We start from the raw sequence: 22,653 nt of genomic DNA on the forward strand, positions 1-22,653 counted from the left end.
CAAGCATGCTCTATGCGCTTTGCACCGATTGCCAGCATAAATGGCGCCTGCCCCTTGACCGACCGCTACCCAAGGGCGGTGCGGGCTCCTATGTTGCCTGCTCATCCTGCGGTGCCAAACGCGCCATTGCGCACGCTGAACTGCCGGACCTTTTTATCGGTCACCTTGATTGCGATGCGTTTTATGCCTCCATCGAAAAACGCGACCGCCCGGAATTAATTGATCAGCCCGTGATCATTGGTGGCGGCCATCGCGGGGTTGTCTCAACCTGTTGTTATGTGGCGCGTAAATATGGTGTCCGGTCTGCCATGCCGGCCTTCAAGGCCCGTGAACTGTGCCCTGATGCGGTGTTTCTGCCCCCCGATATGAAGAAATATCAGCGCGAAGGATACCGGGTCCGCGACATGATGCGCGCCCTGACCCCGGACATCGAACCGCTGTCGATTGACGAGGCCTTTCTGGACCTGTCAAACGCCCATGACATGCACGGCAAATCGCCTGCTGAATGCTTGGTCGAACTTCAGGCAAGCGTCCGCCAAGAGATCGGCATCACGGTCTCCGCCGGGCTTTCCTACAACAAATTCCTCGCCAAGATCGCATCTGATCTCAACAAGCCCTTTGGCTTTTCAATAATAGGTGCGGCCAAGGCGGTTAATTTCCTGGCCGACAAGCCCGTGCGCATGATGTGGGGCGTTGGACCGGCGATGGAACGCAAGCTCCATGACGATGGCATCACCACCATCGGACAGCTTCAGGAACGCGATATCCATGCCCTGCAGGGCCGTTACGGCAGCATTGGCAAACGGCTCTATTACTTTTCACGCGGAGAAGACAATCGTCGGGTCGAACAAAGTACCGAACGCAAAAGCCTGTCGTCGGAAACCACCTTTAACGAAGATGTCGCAGGCCTTGATGAATTGACCGCGATCGCCACCCGCTTGACCGCCCGTGTTGCCAGTGATCTGGCGCGTAAGGAAATTGCTGGCCACACCGTGGTGTTAAAATTGAAATCATCGGATTTCAAAATCCGCACCCGCAACATGCGCCTGACCTATCCGACGTTACGCGAAGACGTCATTCTCGATACCGCGCTAACGTTGCTGAAAAAGGAAATCGACGGTACGAAGTACCGTTTACTCGGCGTGGGCGTTACCGACCTGTTTGCCGCGGACCAAGCTGACCCAGTAGATTTATTCGCCGAAACGGCAGCGGTCATCGCCACGGACAATGCCACCACAGAGGATGAAATGCCCTACCTGCGCAAAACCATCGAACTCCCCCGCCCGACCGCCGAACAACTACGTGAAAGCCTGACGCGGCGATATCGCCTGCACAAAAAGAAAGTCGTCCGCCAGCAACAATTCAGGTTTTAGGAGAGAAATTTGAAAAACTTAATAAACCGAATTCCTGTTTATTCCAACCCAAAAAGCAATTGGATGGAAAGGTGCTTCATGACAGGAGTTATTTTCGCACTCGCGACAACTGTAATTTCTTTTTTCTACATCAAAGAAATTTCTTCCAGCACTGTTCTCTCGGTATTCCAATTTTGCGTATTGATTATGAGTGTGATTTTATGCGCCCTCCCATTTTTATATGCTTCTTATAAATACTTCGTTGAAGAACTATCATCACATCTGAAATCCGTCATTTTTGCTGTATTAATCGCAGTGAGCATGACCATAACCTATGCATACGCATCCCAAGTAGTAGGAAACGTAACGAAATCGGATCCCACAGCTTTTCGTTACTCCGTCCTAATATCCGCATTTTTTATAACACCAATCACATTTAGTTTAACTGCATACTTGCTGGTCTGTATTTTCGGTATTATTCAGATGCTTCGTTTTTTTCTCAATGAGCTTTTGCAAAGCTCTAGCATAATTGCAGAAATGCTAAAGTTACTCTTTATTGGACATATAACTCCAAAGACGGATCACAATTCGAGTACAAAAAAAATTAACTGGTTTATATCGTTCCTCGCCACCAGTTCTATTTTGGCAATGGCAATTGGCGCTTCTGATCTCATGAGAATTAGGTACTTCGGGCGTGCTGTTGAGATAATTGTCTATAACTATGAAATGTATGACTTTTCGAACTGCACAAAAAGCACATCGGAGAGGATTGCTTATCTTCCCGGAGATCAAATTTTAGTGGCAAATGTCAACGCAGAATGGAGAGTGCACTTTTCCACACGTAGCTGCACAAACAACTAAAAAAAATGCCCGCCGAACCATCGGACGAGCATTTGGTGGTAACACATTGATCCTGCGACCTGAAAAGTGGCGTCCCCTAGGGGATTCGAACCCCTGTTGCCGCCGTGAAAGGGCAGTGTCCTAGGCCTCTAGACGAAGGGGACGCAGATCGCAAAGCGATTTTATGTGGACTGTGTTTCGGTGGCGTCCCCTAGGGGATTCGAACCCCTGTTGCCGCCGTGAAAGGGCAGTGTCCTAGGCCTCTAGACGAAGGGGACACGGTCACCAAAAACAGTCTACGTTAACGAGTGGCGTCCCCTAGGGGATTCGAACCCCTGTTGCCGCCGTGAAAGGGCAGTGTCCTAGGCCTCTAGACGAAGGGGACGCAGCGCGTTAACGAGGCCGGTTTTTAGCGATTGGGTCGGGTAAGGTCAAGCGGCTTTTTCGCCCCTGTGACGTTTTTTTTAATCCCCCGCCCAAAATAGGGCCATAACCGGCCAAATCCCGGAAAAACCAAGCCTCATTGTTTAACCCCACGGTTTATTTCACGTTTCGTCCTTCCACATAAGGATTGAAGCATGTTGCGACAACCCGGGCGGATGGATGAACGTTTCGAAATTATCCTTTTGTGCGCCGTGCACCGAACCAGAAACTGATCCCCGCCACGCCAAGCCCTACTCCAAGGAAAACAAACATCGCGCGATAGCCATCGGGCGATCCGGTTTCATACTGGCCAATGATCAACCCGGCGATGCCTTGCAGCACAAACAGCCCGGCAAAAGTCGCGAGATTGATCGTGGTTAACGCACGACCGATCTGATGTTCCGCAACAGCCTCACGCGAGGCGGCGTAGTTAAGCGTCGCGCTGCTGCCAAGGAAACCATGCAGCAAAAGCAACAACGCGGCCACACCAACCCCCACAGGGCCCACAAACGCCTGTAACAGACATGTCACCGCCCCGACCAGCACCGCAAAGACAATCAAGCCATGCGTCTTACCCGCCCACTTGCGTGATAACTGCCCATAGGTCGGCGGTCCAAGGATCATGCCCACCGTCATGATCAGCAGGATATTCCCAACGCCGACCGGCCCGAGGTCAAACACATCATGCAAATAAGGGCCGCCCCAAAGCCCACGCACCGTCAGGATCGTCGGATAGCTGAAAAACGCCACCCCGCACAAAAGCCAGACCTGCCGATTTTTCCAGACTGAAATCATCCCGCGCAGGGCCTCAACAACGGTTTCGCCCTTCTGGTCGGCCTTTGCTCGGCCCGGCGGCGTATCGCGCACCAACAGAAAATCAAGGATCACGGCAAAAACACTTAACCCCGCCAACCCGTAATAAACCACGCGCCAGCCATGGCTTTCGACCAGGGCGGCCAATGGTGTTGCCGATGCCAGAACCCCGAGCAAACTAAACGACACAATCAAACCCGATGTTGCGGCAAACTTTTCCGGTGCCACCCAACGTGCGGCCAGAACTAGGGCAGACATAAATGCCGCCGAGCATCCCAGTCCAATCACCGCCTGCCCGATCATCAATCCGACAACGCTTTGTGCATTGGCAAAAATCAAAACGCCAACCACCGTCGCCAACATCAGGCAACCGTTGGTCAACCGCGGGCCATAACGGTCCAGCATCACACCAACCGGAATTTGCATCAGGGCAAAGGCAAAATGGAAACTGCCCGAAATCAGGCCTAGCTGCTCGGGCGAAACCATAAGCTCCGCGCGAAGCGGTTCTGCGAGAAGCGCCTGAGCGGATCTGAAAAACTGGCTGAGTGAAAATGCCAGAAGGATCGGGATCAAAACCGTCAAAAAAGCTTTGAGACCGTGAGGAGAAGATGAGGATGGCGTCGTGGGGTACTGTGTCATGATGCGTCTGGCATAATCCCATCTCGGGATTACAGCAAGTCTTTGCCGCACAGGGCAAATATGCACGAGATACCTGTTATCGACCTGCCGACCGGCCTGTTATGCTCATAGATTGATCCCCCAAACCATATTTTCGGGCAATCACTGCTGCCATCCCACTCCCCTGAACGATTTCAAGTGCCTTGCGCCATGGTACAAGCGTCGTATCGGGCGTGTTTTTTGAAAAGGCAAGATACATCTCATATTCTCCCAGCTCGACCGTCGGAACAACTGCGGCCTTTTCAAGCCCCAGCATCTCGCGCTGAAAATTCATGACGATGTCCGATGCTTCCCAAAGATCGATGCGGCCTTCAGCCAGCATGCGCAAGGCATTTCCTGGGACATAAAGCAATTCAAGGTTATCAAACCCCATCTCGCGCAGGCTGCGTTCGGCCGCTCCACCTGCCTGTACTCCGATCGACTTCACGGTTCTGGCATCCGCAAGCCCGGTAACATCGAGGTTGCGGTTCGCCATTTGATATAACCATCCCCGAGTAATAAAAATCGGCCCGACCCATTTGAACTCGTTTTCGCGTTCGGGTGTTCGAACCATTGAAAACAGAGCCGTATCAGGTTCAGATTTGACGATATGCAGCGCACGTTTCCACGGGAGAACCTCAAAGCGGAGCGGATGACCAACAAGAACAGCCATCGCCCGTACAATTTCGGCCCCTGCCCCCGACAGACCATCGGGCGTAATATAATTGAACGGGGCGAAATCCTCGGTATAGACCTTCACATTGCGAGCAGCAGCAAACCCCGAAGGTTCCTGCTGCGTTGCCAATGCCGACAATGGCAGCAAAACCAAAAATGGCAGTAAACAGAAAAACCAGCCCCGGCAAAATAATCGCCAGACAACAGGGCTGCGCCATGGTGACACACGGTCATCCATCAGACACCGCAACCGGCCGAAAACTGCATGAATAAAGAATTTCACCCAGAAAATGGCCCGGAACAGAACCAACAGGCGAACATTCTACATACCAGAAACACCAGACATCTGGATTGTCAGTGAGCGCATTCATATCTAAACTCATATATGGAAAGGAAACTGATCCAGAGAGGAAACTGCTAATACAACCATAAATATCAACCTGTCAGGGTCTTCAAAAGCCCATTCAAAACCAAAGACGCCCCAAAACCCTTAGGTTATACGGATATAATCATATTCCGTTATTCCTAAATTCACATGCCCAACCAGCCATTCCCATAAAAAGTGAATGGCATGCTTGAAAGCAATTGGCACACGAACAGTTAAAGTTGAACATGAGCAAGATTTACAACGAAAAAATTCGTTATTCAACTAAAAAAATTCGACAAGTCGAATATTCCCGCATAACGGGTTCCCCGTTCTGTTTTCCGCAGATATGCAGCGTTCAGCATGACGAAACGTAGCCCCTCAACACCTCTTCCAGTTCTGGACGCGGAAATGGGGGATCGCATCCGTCATGTTGTAAGCCTGTTTGATCGCAAAAAGGATGCGGCAGAAATCGCAGGCGTTATTCCCGAACAATTGAATCGCTGGTGTCAGGCACAGTCGGAACCACGCTTTGTTGGTGTCTCGCGAATGGCATTGATCAAGGGGATTTGCCTGAACTGGATTGCAACCGGCAAGGGCACCCCAAAACTGTCAGAACTGCCCGAAAGCTGTGTCGCCGGTTCATCATCTCCGTCACGCGACACCATCCACCGTGATATGCTCGTGGCGGTGATCAGCGGCTTTCTGGCCGCCGAGGGGATCGACAATGCCGCTCAGACCGCACATGACATCATAACAACATACGACGACATTATTGAAAAAGCCGAAAAAAATCGACACTCTACCGATTATGGTTATATTTTGTCGGAAGCCATATCAACGATTATCTCTCGCCATCGTCGCCGTACGGCGGCAACAACACCAAAAACACGCCCATAACCTGTTTGCCGGTCTCAATTACTGGTCTGGATCACGGGCTCCGACCAGTAGTCAGCCCTGTCAGGGCGTTAAAGCATCACACCGGAAGGGACACATCATCAATCATCAACTGAACACCTTCGCGCCCCTGCCAGCTATCGCGCCGCAAATGCCCAAGGATATGTAACGGACGCCCGCCATGCTTGATAAGAGTCTGGCCCATATCGTTATCAAGGCACCGAAATGCAATGGCCTTAAGCCGCCCCTTGCCGTTCGATCCGGTCAGGATACAGCGCACATGATCAGCCCCGACAACGTCAGCCTTGATCACCCGGCAATCAACAAACACAAACCGGGGTTCGGCATTTCCCGCCCCAAACGGCCCCAGATTTTCAAGCGCCTCAACCAGATCAAGCGTCGCCCCTGCCGCATGAAGCGCACCATCGACCGTGATGGTCGGGCGAATATCATTTTCGGCAATGATCTTGGCGAAGCGTTCTTCTAGGAATGCTTCAAACGCATCGCGCTTTTCAGGATCAAGGGTAAAGCCCGCCGCCATGCCGTGCCCGCCACCATTGATCAGAAGACCCGACTGGCGTGCAGCAATGATCGCCGCCCCAAGGTCAATGCCGCGCACAGATCGCGCCGATCCCTTATAGACCCCATCGACCATCCCCATCACCAGGGATGGCACGTGATAACGGTCCTTCAGCCTGCTTGCGACAATGCCAATCACGCCAGGATGCCAATCTTCGCCGCCGACCAGAACCATTGATCCGACTTTTGACTTTCCTTCGGCAGCGCTAATTGCTTGATCAAGGACAATATCCTCAATCGCCTTGCGCTCACGGTTATATTCATCAAGCTTGCGGGCGATATCCTGCGCCTCTGCGGGGTTTTCGCCTGAAAGAAGGGTTGTACCGAGGAAACTTTCGCCAACGCGCCCACCGGCGTTCACACGCGGCCCAAGGACAAAACCAAGGTGATAGGCACTGGGTGTTTCATTGACCCCGGCGACATCGGCCAATGCCGTCATGCCGACATTGGATCGATGACGCATGACCTTGATCCCCTGTGTGACAAAGGCACGGTTCAACCCACGCAGCGGCACAACATCACACACCGTGCCCAACGCCACCAGATCAAGCCAGTTACGCAAATCCGGCGCACGCAGTCCGGCTTTTTCGAGCCAGCCGCGACTGCGCACTTCGCGCAAAATCGCGACACACAGTAAAAACGCCACACCTGCCGCACACAGATTACCAAGACCGCTTTCGTCATCCAGTCGATTGGGGTTCACCACCGCGACCGCAGGCGGCAATTCCGGTTCTGCTGCGTGGTGATCGACCACAATAATCTCGATCCCGGCATCCTTGGCTTCTTGCAGCGGGGCATAGGCCGTCACCCCGCAATCAACGGTCAGGATCAGGTTGGCACCGTTGCGTTGCAGCTCGAGCAAGGCCGGGGCATTCGGGCCATAGCCTTCTTTCATACGGTCGGGAATATGGACCGGCACATCCGCACCAAGGGCACGGAAAAACCGTTTCAAAAGCGCGGTACTGGTTGCACCATCCACATCATAATCGCCAAAGACGGCCAGTTTCTCACCCGCTTCAATCGCATCGGCAATACGCGATGCGGCCTTGTCCATATCCTTTAACGAGGATGGATCGGGCATCAAATCGCGTAATGTGGGGGTCAGGAAACTTTCAGCATCATCAAGGCCAATACCGCGCGATGCCATCACCCGCCCGACAATTTCGGGCACCCCGAACCGCTGGGCAATGGTAATGCCAAGCCGCTCATCCAGATCGCGCTCCCGCCACCATTTTCCGGTCGCGGATCGTTCGATCCCCATAAAAGTCTTTTCAAACGCATGATCTGTCATGCCCATGAAATAGCGCAATCTTGGGTCAGCTTAAACTGGATAATTTTTCGGCTCGTACAGTTCGGCTCAAACAATGGTGAAATCCGACAACCATAATAACCGCCCATGCGTCAAAGATCAGGCCGACGGATTGTCCCGACACCATTTCAAAACGTTGTCGGCATCTTGTGCGGGCGCCGAAACCGGATAGAACACCTTGGCAATTTTGCCATCGTCCAGAACCATCGTCAGACGCTTGAACAGCCGCATACCTTCGACTTCAAAGTCCGGCATCGCCATGGCTTCCTTGAACCGATGATCGGCATCCGACAACAACGCAAACGGCAAATGAAGGCGCTCGCCCGCTTCTTGCTGGTATTGCGTGCTCTGGCTTGAAAGCCCAAACAGGTTGGTGACACCAACGCCAGCCAGTTCTTTGGCGTGATCGCGGAACGAGCAGGATTGCGGCGTGCAGCCCTTGGCCCCTGGAATTTGGTCCCACCCGGCGGGAGATGGCGTTCCGGGCTCAGCAGTACGTGGATAGGCATAGACAACCGTGCGCCCGGAAAGGACAGACAAATCAACCGACGGCCCGTTTGTTGCCGGCAAGGGAAGTGCGGGCACAATTTGCCCGGTTAGCCGTTCAACGACATGCGTGTCACTTTCCATACTCATCGGTCGTTCTCCCTGATCTCAAACGCGGACCTTCGCATGCCGTTGCCGACCGTGTCCGTTACATTTGCAAATAGATGTGGTTGAACCATCTGAAAAGAAAGGGCGATTGCGCATGGTGGAAAACATCACCCACACCACAACGGATTGCACACAGCCAAAAGGTATGCAAACTGGTGCGACAACAATAACAAAGAAAACAATCAAAACACTAAACGGATACGCGCAATGACCCATAAAAAAGGCCTTCGGATCACCTTGACGATCATCTCCATCCTCGGCGCGCTTCTGTCGCTGCCGATGGTGATGATGTCGCCAATGATGTTTGATGCACCAGGATCGGAAAATAATCCGATTACCCAACTGATGTTTTACAGCCTTCTGGCCTTCCCTGCCCTGTGTCTTATGGGCGGTATTCTGCCATGGGTGTTTAAACGCCATGCAGTATCGATTTGGCTTTATGCTCTAAGCGGCTTGGCAGTTGGCCTATTTTTCGCCGCAGTCGTGCTTTTGCAAATCCAGTGTGGCGGGAATTTTTCGTGCTCTTAAATAGCCTGCCGACTTGCAGGGTTTTGATCAAACAATCCCCTCATCCGCCGCAATCAGGGCCAAGCCATGGGCGACCGACAGGAAAGGCTGGCCGATTTCGATGCGATCCTTGCCAAAGCCGTCTTCGAAGATTTTGCGTACTGCCGGGACATAGGATGAGCCGCCGGTCATAAACACCTTGGACACGTCACCGGCTTTTAAGCCTGCCTGATCAAGGCAGTGTTTGGCTGCGATCTCAATCTCGGCCATGTCCGGCGCAATCGCAGTCTCAAAATCAGTCCGCGTCAGGCGCTCTTCTATTTCCACCCCACCGTGGGAAAATTGCAGTAAGGCGCTGTCGTTGTCAGACAGCTCAGCCTTGGCCTTCGATACCGTCTGATAGAGATGGAAACCCATTTCTTCTTCAATGATCGCCACCAGATCCTCGATATCATCGGGCTTGGTCGCCGAGCGGATCAGACTTTTGATTTCATTGATGGTTTTGGGCTGGTTCATCATGGCAAGTTCGTGCCAGCGTGAAAATGCCGTGTAATACTGGCGCGGCACCGGCAGCGTCGCCCCCATGGATTTATAGTCGGAGCCAAAACCAAGGCGCGGCCAGACCGCCTTTTGGATGATACGATAATCAAACCGGTCGCCCGCAACGCCAAGGCCGGTATGGGCCAATGGTTGCACGCCACGCATGCCAAGACCGGGTGTAAAGCGGATCAGCGAAAAGTCACTCGTCCCGCCGCCAAAGTCGGCAACGAGAACGGTTTCGGCCTTTTCAAGTTCACGCCCGTAATAATAGGACGCGGCCAAGGGTTCAAACACCATGGCCTCAACGTCAAACCCGGCCTGTTCATAAGCACTGCGCAGACGCATTTCGGCAAAATCATTGTCCGGGTTACTCCCGGCAAAGGCCACCGGACGCCCGGAAATCACCCGCTGCCCCAACCAGCCAAGGCTGTGCTGCGCGAAATGATGGATCTGGGTGAGGAACGTCGCGATCAAATCTTCGATCGAATAGGTCGTGCCAAAGATATCGGTGCCGTCAAAATCCTTGGATGCAAGGTATGACTTCATCGACTGGATCAGTCGGCAATCATGACTTTCACGCAGATACTCGGCAATTGCAAACGGGCCCGACCGGCTTTGCATATGGGTTGGTGCGCCCGGCGCGGTCAGCTCCTGTTCTTCCCAGAAATACAGGATGGTGCGATAGGTATCAAAACTGTTGGCACCCACTTCGAACTTTGCCGATTGCACATTTCCCGCACTGTCGGCCACCGCCAAAACGGAATTGGTCGTCCCAAAATCAAGCGCAATAATTTCCGACATCTGGCGGGCTCCGGCGTTTTTTATGTTTTGAAGGGGCGCAGGATGTAACCCAGACCGCCCTGCCCTGCAAGCGATTAGAATACTGGTATAACGACAAAAGGGAGTGCACCGCACTCCCTTTTGTCCATTCCGAAAAGACGGCGCTTATTTGTACCAGATTTTCCGGCTGAAATCGTGGACCGCACGGACATAGCGCACGGTACCTGACTGGCTGCGCATCACGATGCTTTCGGTTTCCGCACCATTGGCAAAACGGCGCACACCGCGCAACATCGCGCCATCGGTAACGCCCGTGGCGGCAAACATCACGTTGCCCTTGGCAAGTTCGCCAAGTTTGTATTTGCGATTGAGGTCTTCGATACCCCATTTTTTCGCACGTGCGATTTCATCGTCATTGCGGAAAACAAGACGGCCCTGGAACTGACCGCCGATACAACGAAGGGCTGCTGCGGCAAGAACACCTTCTGGCGCGCCGCCGGTGCCCACATAAAGATCAATGCCCGATGTTTTCTGCGAGGTCGCGATCACACCGGCTACATCCCCGTCGCCAATCAACATAATGCGTGCACCTGCTTCGCGGGTTTTGGCAATGATGTCCTGATGGCGCGGACGATCCAGAATACAAACCACAAGATCAGCAACCGCACAGCCCTTGGCCGCTGCAAGGTTTTTCAGGTTTTCGGCCGGGGATGCATCAAGATCAACAACATCGTCTGGCAAACCACCGCCAACGGCGATTTTTTCCATATAGGTATCCGGCGCGTTCAAAAAGCCGCCCTTTTCCGCCATGGCAACAACCGCCAAAGAGTTCGGACCGCCGGTCGCACAGATGGTCGTGCCCTCAAGCGGATCAAGCGCGATGTCGATTTCCGGACCTTCGCCCGAACCAACTTCTTCGCCAATGAACAGCATCGGGGCTTCGTCGCGTTCACCTTCACCGATGACGACCGTGCCTCTGATGTCCATGCTGTTAAGCGCATTACGCATCGCATCAACAGCCGCCTGATCAGCAGCCTTTTCATCGCCACGTCCCATCAGGCCAGAGCACGCCAGTGCTGCGGCCTCGGTAACCCGGACGGTTTCAAGCGCGAGATTTCGATCCATTTTGTCTTCCTTGTTTCGTGGTGCAGGGTCTGGGGGCCCTGTCTCGTTGTTGTCTTGCTTTATTGTTCTTGTCTTTTCCGCATTCCCCCACTGACCGGGGGGCTAACTGTAAAATCCTACAGTGGCGCGAAACCTTGATCGAAATATGTCTTTCTACAGGTTTTCTATGACAGTCGCCTCAAGCCACGCGAACCCGCGTGATCATACCAGTCAAACGGCCTGCTGCAACAACGCCCCGCATCTTGACAGGTGCGAGGCGTTTATATCTTGTTTGTTTTATTAAGATGCGAAACTTTCAATCCGCATCAGAACCGGCGGCTGCGAATTGCTTTCAAACGCTGCGATGTCTTCGACCGCCCCCGACATGGCCGCTTCGGTTGTCTCATGCGCAACAATCACGACGGGCACGACACCACCTTCGGTTTCAGCCCGGCCATGCTGGATCATGGAGGCCATCGAAACGCCGTGCTGCGCAAGGGTTGCGGTCACCTTTGCCATAACCCCGGGACGATCCCAGACCATCAGACGCAGGTAATAGGCACCGACATGCTTTTCGAGCGACGCACGCACGTTTTTCTTAAGCCGTTCAGCGGGAACACCAAACACCGGCGCAGTACGACCCGCCGCGATATCGACGATATCGGCAACAACAGCGGATGCGGTCGGGCGCTCACCCGCCCCGCGTCCCTGCAGGACAACCGGGCCAACATAATCGCCTTCAAGCGCAACGGCATTAAACACGCCTTCGACCTTGGAAATCTGTGTTGAACGGTCCACCATCACGGGCGATACGCGCTGCTCAATGCCTTCTGGCGTCTGTTTGGCAATCCCCAGAAGCTTGATGCGGTATCCGAGTTCTTCGGCCAGTTGAATATCAAGGGCCGATACGCTGCGAATGCCTTCAACCGCCACCGCATCGAAATCAACCTCAACCCCGAATGCCAAACTGGCAAGAATGGCCAGCTTATGTGCGGCATCAATGCCATCAACGTCAAAGGTCGGATCAAACTCGGCATAGCCAAGTTTTTGCGCCTCGGCCAGAACGTCGGCAAAATCGCGGCCCTGCTCACGCATGGTGGTCAGGATGAAGTTACAGGTTCCGTTCAGGATGCCGGTGACACGCGAAATGGCATTCCCTGCCAAACCTTCGCGAAGCGCCTTGACCACCGGGATACCCCCCGCAACCGCTGCTTCATAGGCAATGGTGACTTTGTTGGCATCGGCAATCTGGGCCAGTTCCGCGCCCTTAAGCGCAATCAGCGCCTTATTGGCGGTGACAACATGCTTGCCGTTTTCAAGGGCGGCCTTGCACACGTCATAGGCAATGCCGTCTGATCCACCGATCAGCTCGACCAGAATGTCAACGTCCTTGTCGGCAGCCAAATCACGGGCATCTTCATACCAGGTCAGGCCGTCAGTTGAAAAACCACGATCGCGAGTTCGATCACGCGCCGATACCGCTGTAACAACAATCTGGCGACCCGAACGGTCGGTCAGAATGTCGCGATGTTCACTCAGCAGTTTAACGGTTCCGGCACCGACCGTACCGAGGCCTGCCACACCGATTTTAACGACGTCTTTCACGATAACTCCTAAGCCCGTGGTTTAATCCGCAGGGACACAAACCGCATCATTTCATGCGTGCTGCATCCTGACAAAGTAACGCCCGGGACATGTCCCAGGCGAAACACAGAATGCTTTATGAGATATCAGACAGATTTCTTCAACAGTTCACGTGCAGAATTTGCATCCGGGCACTTGGCAAAGAACTGTTTGATGTTCCGATTGGCCTGTCGAATACGGTGTTTATTTTCCACCAAGGCAATGCGCACATGCCCATCGCCATACTCGCCAAAGCCAAGCCCCGGCGCGACCGCAACGCCCGCTTCCTGCAAAAGAAGCTTGGAAAAATCAAGCGATCCCAACTCGGCAAATGCTTCGGGGATTGGGGCCCAGGCAAACATGGTGGCCGCCGGGCTTGGAATTTCCCAACCAGCACTTTGCGCGCCTTCGATAAAGATATCGCGCCGTTCACGGTACAGATTGCGGAATTCTTCAACGCAATCTTGCGGGCCGTTCAACGCGGCGGTCGCCGCAACCTGAACCGGGGTAAAGGCACCGTAATCAAGATATGATTTAATCCGCGTCAGTGCATTAATCAGCTTTTTATTGCCCGTGGCAAAGCCAATGCGCCAGCCCGCCATCGAATAGGTTTTCGACAGGGAATAAAATTCAACGGCAATGTCCTTGGCGCCCTTGCACTGCAAGATGGACGGCGGCGGATTGCCATCAAAATAAATCTCGGAATAGGCAATATCAGACAGCACATAGATTTCATGCTTACGGCAGAAATCGACGACTTCCTGATAAAACGCCAGATCCACCACAAGCGATGTCGGATTGGCTGGGAAATTCAACACCACCGCACTTGGTTTTGGCACGGAATGTTTCACCGCCCGGTGCAGCTGCTCCATAAAGCTTTCTGCATTGAACGTGCCCTGTTCATCATGCCCGATCGGGATATGGCGCAAGGCCGCACCGGCAATGATGAAACCAAACGCATGGATCGGATAGGACGGGTTGGGCACAAGGAAAATATCCCCGGGGCTGGTAATCGCAGCCGCCAGGTTGGCCAAACCTTCCTTGGAGCCCAGTGTGACAACTGTTTCGGTTTCCGGATCGATATCGACCCCGAACCGCCGCCCGTAATAGGCCGACAACGCTTTGCGCAGGCCGGGAATGCCGCGTGACATGGAATAACCATGGGTGCGCGGGTTCTGAACCGTTTCGACCAGTTTATCGACAATATGCTGTGGGGTGGCCGGGTCCGGATTGCCCATGCCGAAATCGATAATGTCCTCACCCGCGCGCCGTGCCGCCGCCTTCATCGCATTTACTTCTGCGAATACATAGGGCGGGAGACGTTTTATGCGGTGGAAGTCTTGGGACATTATCCTACATCCTCATCAAATTGGCGATTTTCGAATTTTATGCGAAAAGCACATCCTCGAATTTACGAATATTGCGTGGAGGCACCAAAAAAAGGTGCTTCACAGCGTACAATTCGAAGGATTTACCTTTTCTGGGATAATGACTCAACGAATTAATGCACTTGAACCGTGCTTAAATTCAAAACCGGGCGCGTAAAGCCCCCTGAAACAACATCAGCGCGGAAAGGCATGCCCTTCCGCGCTGATGATAATCGTTTCGTCCACCTTGCGAACCGCTGTTCGCTCAGGTGATAATTTTAAAGTCGCGATCAGTAATCGAGGAAGATTTCCACGCGACGGTTGCCCGCCTCACCGGCAGGAACACCTTCGTAATACCGCGGATCAGCCGAGCCATCTGCCCCAACAAAGATCGCGCCTGGATTAACACCAAGTGACAACAGGCGTGACACAACTGCCGACGCACGTTTTTCTGAAACGTGGCGGTTTGCCTGCATATGCTCTTCAAGGCTCATGTTCGCGGTTCGCATTGACGCATGGCCAATTACACGAATGGCGCCGCCAGTCTGCTGCCAGGTAGTGGCAACCTGTTGCAAAACATTGCCGTCCGTACCGGCAAGGTTTGATGAACCATGGCCAAACTGGATTTGTGCAATCTGAACACCATTGACAGACGGACCAGCCTGATTGATCGACCGCACGCCAAGGCGGGATGCCAGCATGTCGTTGGTTTCCGACATATCCATTGTCATGGTGTCGCCACCATAAACCGGATCGGAACCGCCAAACTGGCTTTCATCGACAGTGACCGCGCCATTGTCAGAATACATCGAATAGTCAAAGTCCTGACCCTGACCAACCGGTGCATACGATGCGGTCGGTTCATTGGCAAACTGGCCCTGACCTTCGGCAAGGCGGCGCTGATACTGATCCATCACCGGATCACCAGACGACGGTGCCGCTGCACTTGATGATTCTGGTGTGCCTGCATTACCGGCCTCTGCGGCCTGTGCTGCCTCATAGGCGGCCAACTGCTCGGCCTCACGCTCACTGGCGGTTGATGCGGCACCTGCAGCAGCCCCTGCTGCGGCACCCGCCACAACAGCCGGACGATCAGGTGCAGCTTCCGGGGTTGGAATCGGGCCGGAGGTTGGTGACTTTGCCGACCACTCATCGGCGATTTTCGACCCGGATTTTGCCGATGTAACGCCACTGGTCGCAGCCGCGGTTGTTTCGGTGGCACTTGTGGTCGTCGCACTGGTCGCATCCGCCATCGCACTGCTGCTCACCGGGGTGGTGGGGGCAGGCTGGATGACGGGTTCAGATGCAGAAACTTCTGGTGCAGACTGCAACGCATTGACCGGCTCGGACGTCTGACGACGGCCCCCTTGGGTATATTGCGCATTGGTGCGATCCGCAGCAAGGCCCGCAATCAGGGCATCGCGCTCTTGATCGCCAGTGACAATGGGCTTGGCCGGCGTATCTGACAGGCTCGGATATTCGCCGTCTTCACCGGGAATGGCTTCTTCGGATTTGGCGGTTTCATCGCCTTCGCCGTCGAACATATCACCAACGGATTTGCCCCACTCCACCGGATTGATCGCATCAGGAACCGAAGAACAGGCGCCCAGTGTCATGACCACCGCCAGCGCAGAACCGGTCTGCAGCAATAGCCGCAGCTTCCCCCTTGCAGTCTCCTGCCACGACCACTGCCCTGTCGTCGATTTCAGAACGCCCATTTGTTTTCGCTGCTCCAAACTTTGGTTTGATGACGCCTGCGTTGAATAAGCCTGCAAAACGTCACCTTATAATTCTTGTACTACCCCATACCGGCAAGCTAGGCTAAGACCATGATTAGCTTGTGATCAAGCAGAGTTTCAACCCGGCGCGCCAAATGGATAGCCGGAACATAAAACGTAAAAAGTCTTGCGATATTGCAAAGATGCTTACCACGTTTTTGTGTTACGCCCTATCCATCGCGGTATCATAAGGGAATGCCCCATGAGCGATCAACAGGCCAAAGAAACTGAACTCAATCACCCGGACCCCGAAAAACTGTCAGAAGCAATGGCAGAAATTGCCGAAAGAAGTCAACGACTTGTCGCAGACTTCCTCGCAAAACAGGCTGAAGACCCTGAAATTTCTGATCCTGACCCCCTTAATATCGGCTCGGCCTTTGTCGAATTAACCAGCCAGATCATGCAAAACCCGACCAAATTGGTCGAGGCGCAAATGGATTTGTGGCAGCAATATTATATGCTGTGGCATAACACAACGCTGCGCATGATGGGCGAAGAATCCGAACCTGTGGCGTCACCGCTGCGCGGGGATCGTCAATTCCGTGACGAAGCGTGGGAAAATAATGAAGTCTTTGACTACATCAAACAGTCCTACCTTCTGTCATCGCAATGGATGCAAAATCTTGTCCATGACGTCGACGGTCTGGATGACAAAACAGCCCAGAAGGTCGAGTTTTATACCCGCCAGTTTGCCGATGCGATTTCACCGACCAACTTCCTGATGACCAACCCGGAAGTTCTGCGCACCACCATCGAAAGTGGCGGCGAGAATTTGCTTAAGGGGCTGCAGAATCTTCTGGGCGACCTTGAACGTGGCAAGGGCAAACTGCAAATCCGCATGACGGACCTTGATGCATTCAAGATTGGCGAAAACGTCGCCACCAGCGAAGGATCGGTCGTCGGCAGAACGCCCTTGATGGAATTGCAACAATACACGCCAAGCACCGATAAGGTCGCCAAACGCCCGCTTATGATCGTGCCGCCATGGATCAACAAATACTACATTCTTGATCTGCGCCCGGAAAATTCCTTCATCAAATGGGCTGTCGATCAGGGACATACCGTGTTTGTCCTGTCATGGGTCAACCCCGACAGCGAACTGGCCGAAAAAAGCTTTGAAGATTATGCCAAGGACGGCGTCCTTGCGGCTTTGGACATGATTGAAAAAGCAACAGGTGAAAGCGACGTCAACGCGATTGGCTATTGTCTTGGTGGGACGCTGCTAAGCTCCACGCTTGCCTATATGGCCAAAACCGGGGATGACCGGATTAAATCCGCGACATTCTTTACCACCCTGATGGATTTTGAAAAATCGGGTGAACTGTCGGTCTTTGTCGATGATGAACAGATCAAAAGTCTCGAAAACAAGATGTCCAAGGAGGGCTATCTTGATGGGCGGGACATGTCGATGTCGTTTAACATGTTGCGTGCCAATGACCTGATCTGGTCGTTTGTCGTCAACAACTACATGTTGGGCAAAGACCCCTTCCCGTTCGATCTGCTGTATTGGAATTCCGATTCCACCCGCATGCCAAAGGCCATGCACAGTTTTTATATGCGCAATATGTACAATAAAAACTTGCTGCGTGAACCCGGCGGAATTTCAATTCTGGGCGAGCCGATTGACCTGCGCGATATCAAAATCCCGGTCTATTTCCTATCAACCCGCGAGGACCATATCGCCCCGTGGCAGGCAACCTATGCCGGAACGCAGCTTATGTCCGGTCAGGTCAAGTTTGTGCTGTCGGCATCGGGCCATATTGCCGGCGTGGTGAACCCACCTGCGGCCAAGAAATATTGCTATTGGACCTATAACCGCACCCCGGAAAATCCCGACGACTGGATCGCCAAAGCCACCCAGCACGACGGATCATGGTGGACCGACTGGCAAAACTGGATCAGTCGTCGATCGGGTGGCAAAGTCGATGCGCGCAAACCCGGCGACGGCAAGCTCAAGGTCCTTGGCCCTGCACCGGGCGATTACGTCAAAGTGCGCTTGTCTTAAAGCCCACACCTTTTCAGGCACACAAAAAGACGCGCTGTGCTCATAACAGCGCATCTTTTTCATGGGATCAAATAGGTTTCACACCCTTCAATCGGAAGATCCGTTTCATATATTTGTGCCTTGCGATCAAACCTGAAAACCGCATCAAAACTACATGCAAGGTCAGGCGCACGTACCATTTCCTGCTTGCTCAAAGGCGGTCGGACACTTGAGTCCGTGCCAAGATCAGCGTTTGGCGGAAACCGGCTTGCCCGTGCAACATACTGAAGCGACGGCATGTTACCTTGCCCCGCGTCATCGTCACCAACCTGCGCGCCAACCTCCGATACCGGCGTAATGCTGGCTTCAAAATCATATTCATCATGGCAAACCTGATGACGGTCGATCACATCCTGTTCGCTAAAGCAGGCCCGGATCATTTTGGACGCTTCCAGTGGCACCGTTGCAACCATGCCAAGTAGGGGCGGCGTTCCTGTCGGGTTATTTCCTGGCATCGGGTCCACCCGAATGAGTGACAGCATCGCAACAGATGCGCCACCGCCTGAATATCCAACCGTCGTGGTCGTCACAATTCCCATAAGAAATGCACCACGGCGTTGCGGATCATGAAACCGGTGCGGCCAAATGCCGGTCTTGCGCCAACCGCCATTGCCGTCATGCCGTCTTTTCCCCAGAATAATTTCCTGACGCGTCACCTCTTTACCGTCGCGCAGGACAAGAAGAAGCGGTGTGTGCCCCTCGCCGGCATTACTGGGTTTCTGGGCGAGACCAAAACACCAGTCCATCGTCTCGTCGCAATAAAACTGGCCGCTGGGATCTGCCTTTAAGTCGCTTTTCCTAAAATCGGCAGATGCCGCAAATGGCCATAGCGTTACCGCCATCGCGAAAATCATCGAAAAAGAAGTTCTGATACCGGTCACGTCATTTCCCTGTTTTGGACTTCCATCATCATAATCGCCTTTATTCAAGGGCTTGGCATGGTACATTCATGGCAAATTGTGGCATCGCCAATCGCAAGATACCGCGCAAATTGCATAATATAGAATACAGGATAAACCACATCATGACCCAAACGATCGGATTTCTGGGAACTGGCCGCATGGCATCGGCAATGATCATCCGTTCCCTCAAGCAGGGTTATGCTGTTCAAGTCTGGAACCGAAGCACGGCTAAAACCGAACCGCTTGTTGCCTTGGGGGCCAAAGCCTGCGCCACACCGGCCGATGCGGTGCGCAACGCCGATATGGTAATCTCCTTTATGGCCGATGACAGCGGTGCAGAGGCCGTCTGGCTGGGCGTTGATGGTGCACTTTCCGCCATGAAACCCGAAACACTGGCGATTGAATGTTCCACCCTGTCGCATGGCTTCGTTATGGAACTTTCCGCAAAGATCACAGCAGCAGGCTGCGCCTATATCGACGCGCCCGTAACCGGCGTTCCCGCTGATATCCAGGCAGGCAACACCGTCTTTCTGATCGGGGCGGATAATGCGGTTCTTGATCGCGCCCGACCGTTCATGAATGCCGTTGGTAAACAGATTGTTCATTTCGGCCCGATTGGATCGGGCACGGTGTATAAACTGATGCACAACCTTCTTGGCGCGGTGCATATCGCTGCGGCCGCCGAACTGGTCGCGGTTGCACAAAAGGCTGGTCTGGATGGTGATTTGGTCGCGGAAACATTCGCCAAAGGGGCAAACGCCAGCATGTCAGGCAAAATCACGGTTCCCGGCATGGTCAGCGGCAACCATCACGAAGGCATCCACTTCACCACGGGCCTTCGCGCCAAAGATGCAAGCTATGCCATGCAACTGGCAACCGACATGGGAATGTCCCTGCCCGTTGGCCGGGCGGCATCGGATGTCTTTACAAAGGCGACATCAGACGGATTTGGTGATCTGGCGCAAAGTGCGGTGATTGAGACGCTTAAAACCAATTAAAATCAGTTCTTTGCAGCTTGTTCTTCCTGATCTGCCAGAAGCGGTTCATAGCGTGCATCGGTTAGCGTTTTCAAAAACGCGACAATCGCATTGATGCGTTTACTATCAAGCGCATCGCCCTGCTCAAGCTCGGTCAGTGAAATCGTATCGACCACTTCCGCATCGCCCCACGGCTTACCCGTTTCGGGGTTGGTCTGGTTGGCTTTCGCGCGGCTGTTGTACTTGTTGTAGAACCGCACGACGGTAGAAAGATCGGAAAACACGCCGTTATGCATATAGGGACCCGTCACCGCCACATTGCGCAATGACGGGGTTTTGTATTTGCCACGATACCCCGCATCCTCAATCGCCGGGTTATCCAGCAACCCGTTATCGGTAAAGGCGACATCCTTGTCATTGGCGCCGCGCGTGGCAACATTGCGCGGCACGCCGATGTTGTGGAATTCGTAATTGGTGAAGGTTTCGCCCTCTGCCGTTGGGCTGGTTTTCAACATGTGGCAGGTATTGCAGTTGGTAAACTGCTGCGAGAAGAACAACACCCGGCCAAGTTCCTCCTGCGGCGTCATTTTGTACTCACCGCGCAGGAACCGGTCGTATTTGCTGTCGAACGGGGCGAATTCATCGGTTTCCTCAAATGCGGCAATGGCCTGCGTCATTGCACGATAGGCATCATCATCATCTGACCAGACATCATCGCCAAACAGCGCCTTGAACCCGGCAAAGTAATCTTCATCATCACGTAACCGTGCGATCAGGGTTTGCTTATCGGCCATGCCCATTTCAATCGGGTTAAGCGGCGGCCCACCGGCCTGCTCGGCCAAATCAGCCGCACGCCCATCCCAGAACTGCCCCCCGACTGCGACACCATCTTCGCGGACATGGAATGTTGGCGAAAACTTCGCATAGGCCGCCATTGGCGCATTCCGGTCACCAAGGCTTTTGCCGTCATCACCTTGTGAAAACGCGCCGTCCGCCACATCAAAGCGCGGATCGCGAAACGCCGTTGATGGATCATGACAGGTGGCACAGGCTTGCGTGCGGTTGGCCGAAAGACGGGTATCGAAATAAAGCGCCTCGCCCAATGCCGCCCGGTCTTCAAACGGGCTGTCTTGCAGGCTATCGGTGGCTGCGGCAATTTCATGCACAGTCGGGTTGGCCGAAACACCATGTGCATCGCCAACAAGCTTACGCAAGAAGTCTTGCTGCGTCGTGGTTTCAGAACCCTGCGCGCCACCCGCCATTCCTGCAGCCATCACCATGGCAACGGCCATGACGGCTGCACCGGAACGGACAGGTTTGAAACGACGGCATTTTAAAACACGCATGGCGGGCACTTTTAATTTCTGCGAAACAGGGCGAAACGGCGCATATCGGCATCGTAAATGATACTCATTTACACCCCAGATTTGCCCCCTGCTTTGATAAAAGTCAATGCGTGCATCAACATCTTTCCATGGCAAGATAGCATCAGGTACATGCGCCCGACATCAAGGCAGATTTCTTTTATACCGCAACGCGCGGGCGGCGGCGCATCATTGGCAACAGCTGCACACCAACGATTGCAGCCAAAATAACGCCGCAACCGGCATATTCCGCCGGTGCCAAGCGTTCACCAAGGAACCACGCGCCCGCAATGGCGGCAAATACCGCCTCGGCACTCATGATGATGGCAGCATCGGCAGCCTCAGTATAATTCTGGGCCACCGCCTGCAGGGTAAAGGCAATCCCGGCCGACATAATCCCGGCATAGAGAATTTCAAATCCGGCGTTATAGATATCGGCAAAACTGAACGTTTCGGTCATGGCTCCCATCGCCATCCCCAGAATACCGGTAATGAAAAACTGGGTTGCTGCGACCAAGGCCGGGGCGTTGGTACGATTGACCATCACGCCGATCAAAACGACCTGTGTCGCCCAGAACACCGCACTGCCCATCACCCAGAAATCGCCCGAACCCAATGCCGAAAGGTTACCCCCGCTCAGCATATAGGTGCCCAGAACGCACATCATCCCCCCCGGCCAAACCGACCAGTGCGGGCGCGCCCGAAAAACGAAAAAGGCCAAAACCGGCACCATCGGCACATAAAACGCCGTCAGGAATGCCGCATTGGTCACAGTCGTCGAAATAATACCGATTTGCTGCAGGATGCTGGCCAGATACATCGAGATGCCCGTGGCCACCAATCCAAACATATCTAGACGCGAAAGCGCCCCGCCACTGCGTTTGATTTTGCGCAGATCACGTAGCGCAAACGGCAATACCGCCAATGCCCCCAACAGGAACCGCACACCCGTAAAATATTGCGGGCCGATGTTTTCCATACCGGTTTGCTGAACAACAAAGGTTGTGCCCCAGATCAGGGCGACAAAGACAATTACGGCGTTTGCCTGCCAACGTGTCATATCCCGGTTCCGTTTCCTGTGACCGGGCGTGGTGGCGCACGGTA

18 protein-coding genes and 3 tRNA genes are annotated in these 22,653 nt (G+C 53.7%); 6 read left to right on the forward strand and 15 right to left on the reverse strand.

Annotated features, from left to right (window positions below; genetic code table 11):
• The first annotated feature begins 5 nt into the window (after positions 1-5).
• Both AC0VXT_RS11290 and AC0VXT_RS11295 read left to right on the forward strand, forming a co-directional pair.
• Entirely contained in the window at positions 6-1,373 is a 1,368-nt protein-coding gene (locus tag AC0VXT_RS11290) for a DNA polymerase IV (protein ID WP_475545517.1), read from the forward strand.
• Between the two features lie 78 nt (positions 1,374-1,451).
• Entirely contained in the window at positions 1,452-2,213 is a 762-nt protein-coding gene (locus AC0VXT_RS11295; RefSeq protein WP_475545518.1) for a hypothetical protein, read from the forward strand.
• A gap of 67 nt (positions 2,214-2,280) precedes the next feature.
• On the opposite strand, the gene AC0VXT_RS11300 is transcribed toward AC0VXT_RS11295, so the two are convergent.
• The 5 genes from AC0VXT_RS11300 to AC0VXT_RS11320 all read right to left on the reverse strand — a co-directional run bounded on the left by AC0VXT_RS11300 (position 2,281) and on the right by AC0VXT_RS11320 (position 4,899).
• A tRNA-Glu gene (locus AC0VXT_RS11300) sits at positions 2,281-2,356 on the reverse strand.
• Between the two features lie 38 nt (positions 2,357-2,394).
• Positions 2,395-2,470 (reverse strand) — tRNA-Glu (locus AC0VXT_RS11305).
• 31 nt (positions 2,471-2,501) lie between these two features.
• A tRNA-Glu gene (locus AC0VXT_RS11310) sits at positions 2,502-2,577 on the reverse strand.
• 233 nt (positions 2,578-2,810) lie between these two features.
• The gene (locus AC0VXT_RS11315) at positions 2,811-4,067 is read right to left on the reverse strand and encodes an MFS transporter (RefSeq protein WP_475545519.1); all 1,257 of its coding nucleotides are present in this window, start codon (positions 4,065-4,067) and stop codon (positions 2,811-2,813) included.
• A gap of 76 nt (positions 4,068-4,143) precedes the next feature.
• Positions 4,144-4,899 carry a substrate-binding periplasmic protein gene (locus AC0VXT_RS11320; protein ID WP_475545520.1) on the reverse strand — a complete coding sequence of 252 codons (756 nt, stop codon included), beginning with the start codon at positions 4,897-4,899 and terminating at the stop codon, positions 4,144-4,146.
• Positions 4,900-5,487: 588 nt separating this feature from the next.
• Here AC0VXT_RS11320 and AC0VXT_RS11325 point away from each other — a divergent pair.
• Complete coding sequence (locus AC0VXT_RS11325) at positions 5,488-6,024, forward strand: hypothetical protein (protein ID WP_475545521.1); 537 nt, start codon at positions 5,488-5,490, stop codon at positions 6,022-6,024.
• 76 nt (positions 6,025-6,100) lie between these two features.
• Here the strand turns inward: AC0VXT_RS11325 and recJ are convergent, their stop codons facing one another.
• Complete coding sequence (recJ, locus tag AC0VXT_RS11330) at positions 6,101-7,897, reverse strand: single-stranded-DNA-specific exonuclease RecJ (protein ID WP_475545522.1); 1,797 nt, start codon at positions 7,895-7,897, stop codon at positions 6,101-6,103.
• Positions 7,898-8,008: 111 nt separating this feature from the next.
• Positions 8,009-8,545, reverse strand: coding sequence for a peroxiredoxin (locus AC0VXT_RS11335; protein ID WP_475545523.1), 537 nt, complete (start codon positions 8,543-8,545; stop codon positions 8,009-8,011).
• A 225-nt stretch (positions 8,546-8,770) separates the two neighbouring features.
• Between AC0VXT_RS11335 and AC0VXT_RS11340 the strand changes: the two genes are divergently transcribed.
• Complete coding sequence (locus tag AC0VXT_RS11340) at positions 8,771-9,091, forward strand: hypothetical protein (RefSeq protein ID WP_475545524.1); 321 nt, start codon at positions 8,771-8,773, stop codon at positions 9,089-9,091.
• A 27-nt stretch (positions 9,092-9,118) separates the two neighbouring features.
• Here the strand turns inward: AC0VXT_RS11340 and AC0VXT_RS11345 are convergent, their stop codons facing one another.
• From AC0VXT_RS11345 to AC0VXT_RS11365, 5 genes are all read right to left on the reverse strand, one after another.
• Positions 9,119-10,411: an Hsp70 family protein gene (locus AC0VXT_RS11345; RefSeq protein WP_475545525.1), complete on the reverse strand. Its 1,293-nt coding sequence runs from the start codon at positions 10,409-10,411 to the stop codon at positions 9,119-9,121.
• Positions 10,412-10,555: 144 nt separating this feature from the next.
• A complete protein-coding gene (glpX, locus tag AC0VXT_RS11350) occupies positions 10,556-11,515 on the reverse strand; it encodes a class II fructose-bisphosphatase (protein ID WP_475545526.1) in 960 nt (319 codons plus the stop codon).
• Between the two features lie 279 nt (positions 11,516-11,794).
• Complete coding sequence (locus AC0VXT_RS11355) at positions 11,795-13,099, reverse strand: homoserine dehydrogenase (protein WP_475545527.1); 1,305 nt, start codon at positions 13,097-13,099, stop codon at positions 11,795-11,797.
• Between the two features lie 125 nt (positions 13,100-13,224).
• Complete coding sequence (locus AC0VXT_RS11360) at positions 13,225-14,466, reverse strand: LL-diaminopimelate aminotransferase (protein WP_167447477.1); 1,242 nt, start codon at positions 14,464-14,466, stop codon at positions 13,225-13,227.
• A 308-nt stretch (positions 14,467-14,774) separates the two neighbouring features.
• A complete protein-coding gene (locus AC0VXT_RS11365) occupies positions 14,775-16,133 on the reverse strand; it encodes an OmpA family protein (protein ID WP_475545528.1) in 1,359 nt (452 codons plus the stop codon).
• 331 nt (positions 16,134-16,464) lie between these two features.
• On the opposite strand from AC0VXT_RS11365, the gene AC0VXT_RS11370 reads away from it, so the two are divergent.
• Positions 16,465-18,267 (forward strand): PHA/PHB synthase family protein, encoded by a 1,803-nt coding sequence (locus AC0VXT_RS11370; RefSeq protein ID WP_475545529.1) that lies wholly within the window; start codon positions 16,465-16,467, stop codon positions 18,265-18,267.
• A 59-nt stretch (positions 18,268-18,326) separates the two neighbouring features.
• On the opposite strand, the gene AC0VXT_RS11375 is transcribed toward AC0VXT_RS11370, so the two are convergent.
• On the reverse strand, positions 18,327-19,148 hold the full coding sequence (locus tag AC0VXT_RS11375; protein ID WP_475545530.1) for a hypothetical protein: 822 nt from the start codon (positions 19,146-19,148) through the stop codon (positions 18,327-18,329).
• Between the two features lie 182 nt (positions 19,149-19,330).
• Between AC0VXT_RS11375 and AC0VXT_RS11380 the strand changes: the two genes are divergently transcribed.
• The gene (locus AC0VXT_RS11380; protein WP_475545531.1) at positions 19,331-20,206 is read left to right on the forward strand and encodes an NAD(P)-dependent oxidoreductase; all 876 of its coding nucleotides are present in this window, start codon (positions 19,331-19,333) and stop codon (positions 20,204-20,206) included.
• Between the two features lie 2 nt (positions 20,207-20,208).
• On the opposite strand, the gene AC0VXT_RS11385 is transcribed toward AC0VXT_RS11380, so the two are convergent.
• The gene (locus AC0VXT_RS11385) at positions 20,209-21,531 is read right to left on the reverse strand and encodes a cytochrome-c peroxidase (protein ID WP_475545532.1); all 1,323 of its coding nucleotides are present in this window, start codon (positions 21,529-21,531) and stop codon (positions 20,209-20,211) included.
• Between the two features lie 178 nt (positions 21,532-21,709).
• Entirely contained in the window at positions 21,710-22,609 is a 900-nt protein-coding gene (locus AC0VXT_RS11390; RefSeq protein WP_475545533.1) for a DMT family transporter, read from the reverse strand.
• Positions 22,610-22,653 lie beyond the last annotated feature (44 nt).

Source organism: Thalassospira sp. Z349TD_5, from assembly GCF_056173045.1.

Coding starts and splice junctions, on each gene's coding strand:
- recJ (WP_475545522.1), bottom strand. CDS start 7,897: ATGGGCATGACAGATCATGCGTTTGAAAAGACTTTTATGGGGATCGAA.
- AC0VXT_RS11325 (WP_475545521.1), top strand. CDS start 5,488: ATGACGAAACGTAGCCCCTCAACACCTCTTCCAGTTCTGGACGCGGAA.
- AC0VXT_RS11360 (WP_167447477.1), bottom strand. CDS start 14,466: ATGTCCCAAGACTTCCACCGCATAAAACGTCTCCCGCCCTATGTATTC.
- AC0VXT_RS11375 (WP_475545530.1), bottom strand. CDS start 19,148: ATGGCGGTAACGCTATGGCCATTTGCGGCATCTGCCGATTTTAGGAAA.
- AC0VXT_RS11315 (WP_475545519.1), bottom strand. CDS start 4,067: ATGACACAGTACCCCACGACGCCATCCTCATCTTCTCCTCACGGTCTC.
- AC0VXT_RS11290 (WP_475545517.1), top strand. CDS start 6: ATGCTCTATGCGCTTTGCACCGATTGCCAGCATAAATGGCGCCTGCCC.
- AC0VXT_RS11385 (WP_475545532.1), bottom strand. CDS start 21,531: ATGCGTGTTTTAAAATGCCGTCGTTTCAAACCTGTCCGTTCCGGTGCA.
- AC0VXT_RS11345 (WP_475545525.1), bottom strand. CDS start 10,411: ATGTCGGAAATTATTGCGCTTGATTTTGGGACGACCAATTCCGTTTTG.
- AC0VXT_RS11390 (WP_475545533.1), bottom strand. CDS start 22,609: ATGACACGTTGGCAGGCAAACGCCGTAATTGTCTTTGTCGCCCTGATC.
- AC0VXT_RS11335 (WP_475545523.1), bottom strand. CDS start 8,545: ATGAGTATGGAAAGTGACACGCATGTCGTTGAACGGCTAACCGGGCAA.
- AC0VXT_RS11340 (WP_475545524.1), top strand. CDS start 8,771: ATGACCCATAAAAAAGGCCTTCGGATCACCTTGACGATCATCTCCATC.
- AC0VXT_RS11295 (WP_475545518.1), top strand. CDS start 1,452: ATGACAGGAGTTATTTTCGCACTCGCGACAACTGTAATTTCTTTTTTC.
- AC0VXT_RS11370 (WP_475545529.1), top strand. CDS start 16,465: ATGAGCGATCAACAGGCCAAAGAAACTGAACTCAATCACCCGGACCCC.
- glpX (WP_475545526.1), bottom strand. CDS start 11,515: ATGGATCGAAATCTCGCGCTTGAAACCGTCCGGGTTACCGAGGCCGCA.
- AC0VXT_RS11380 (WP_475545531.1), top strand. CDS start 19,331: ATGACCCAAACGATCGGATTTCTGGGAACTGGCCGCATGGCATCGGCA.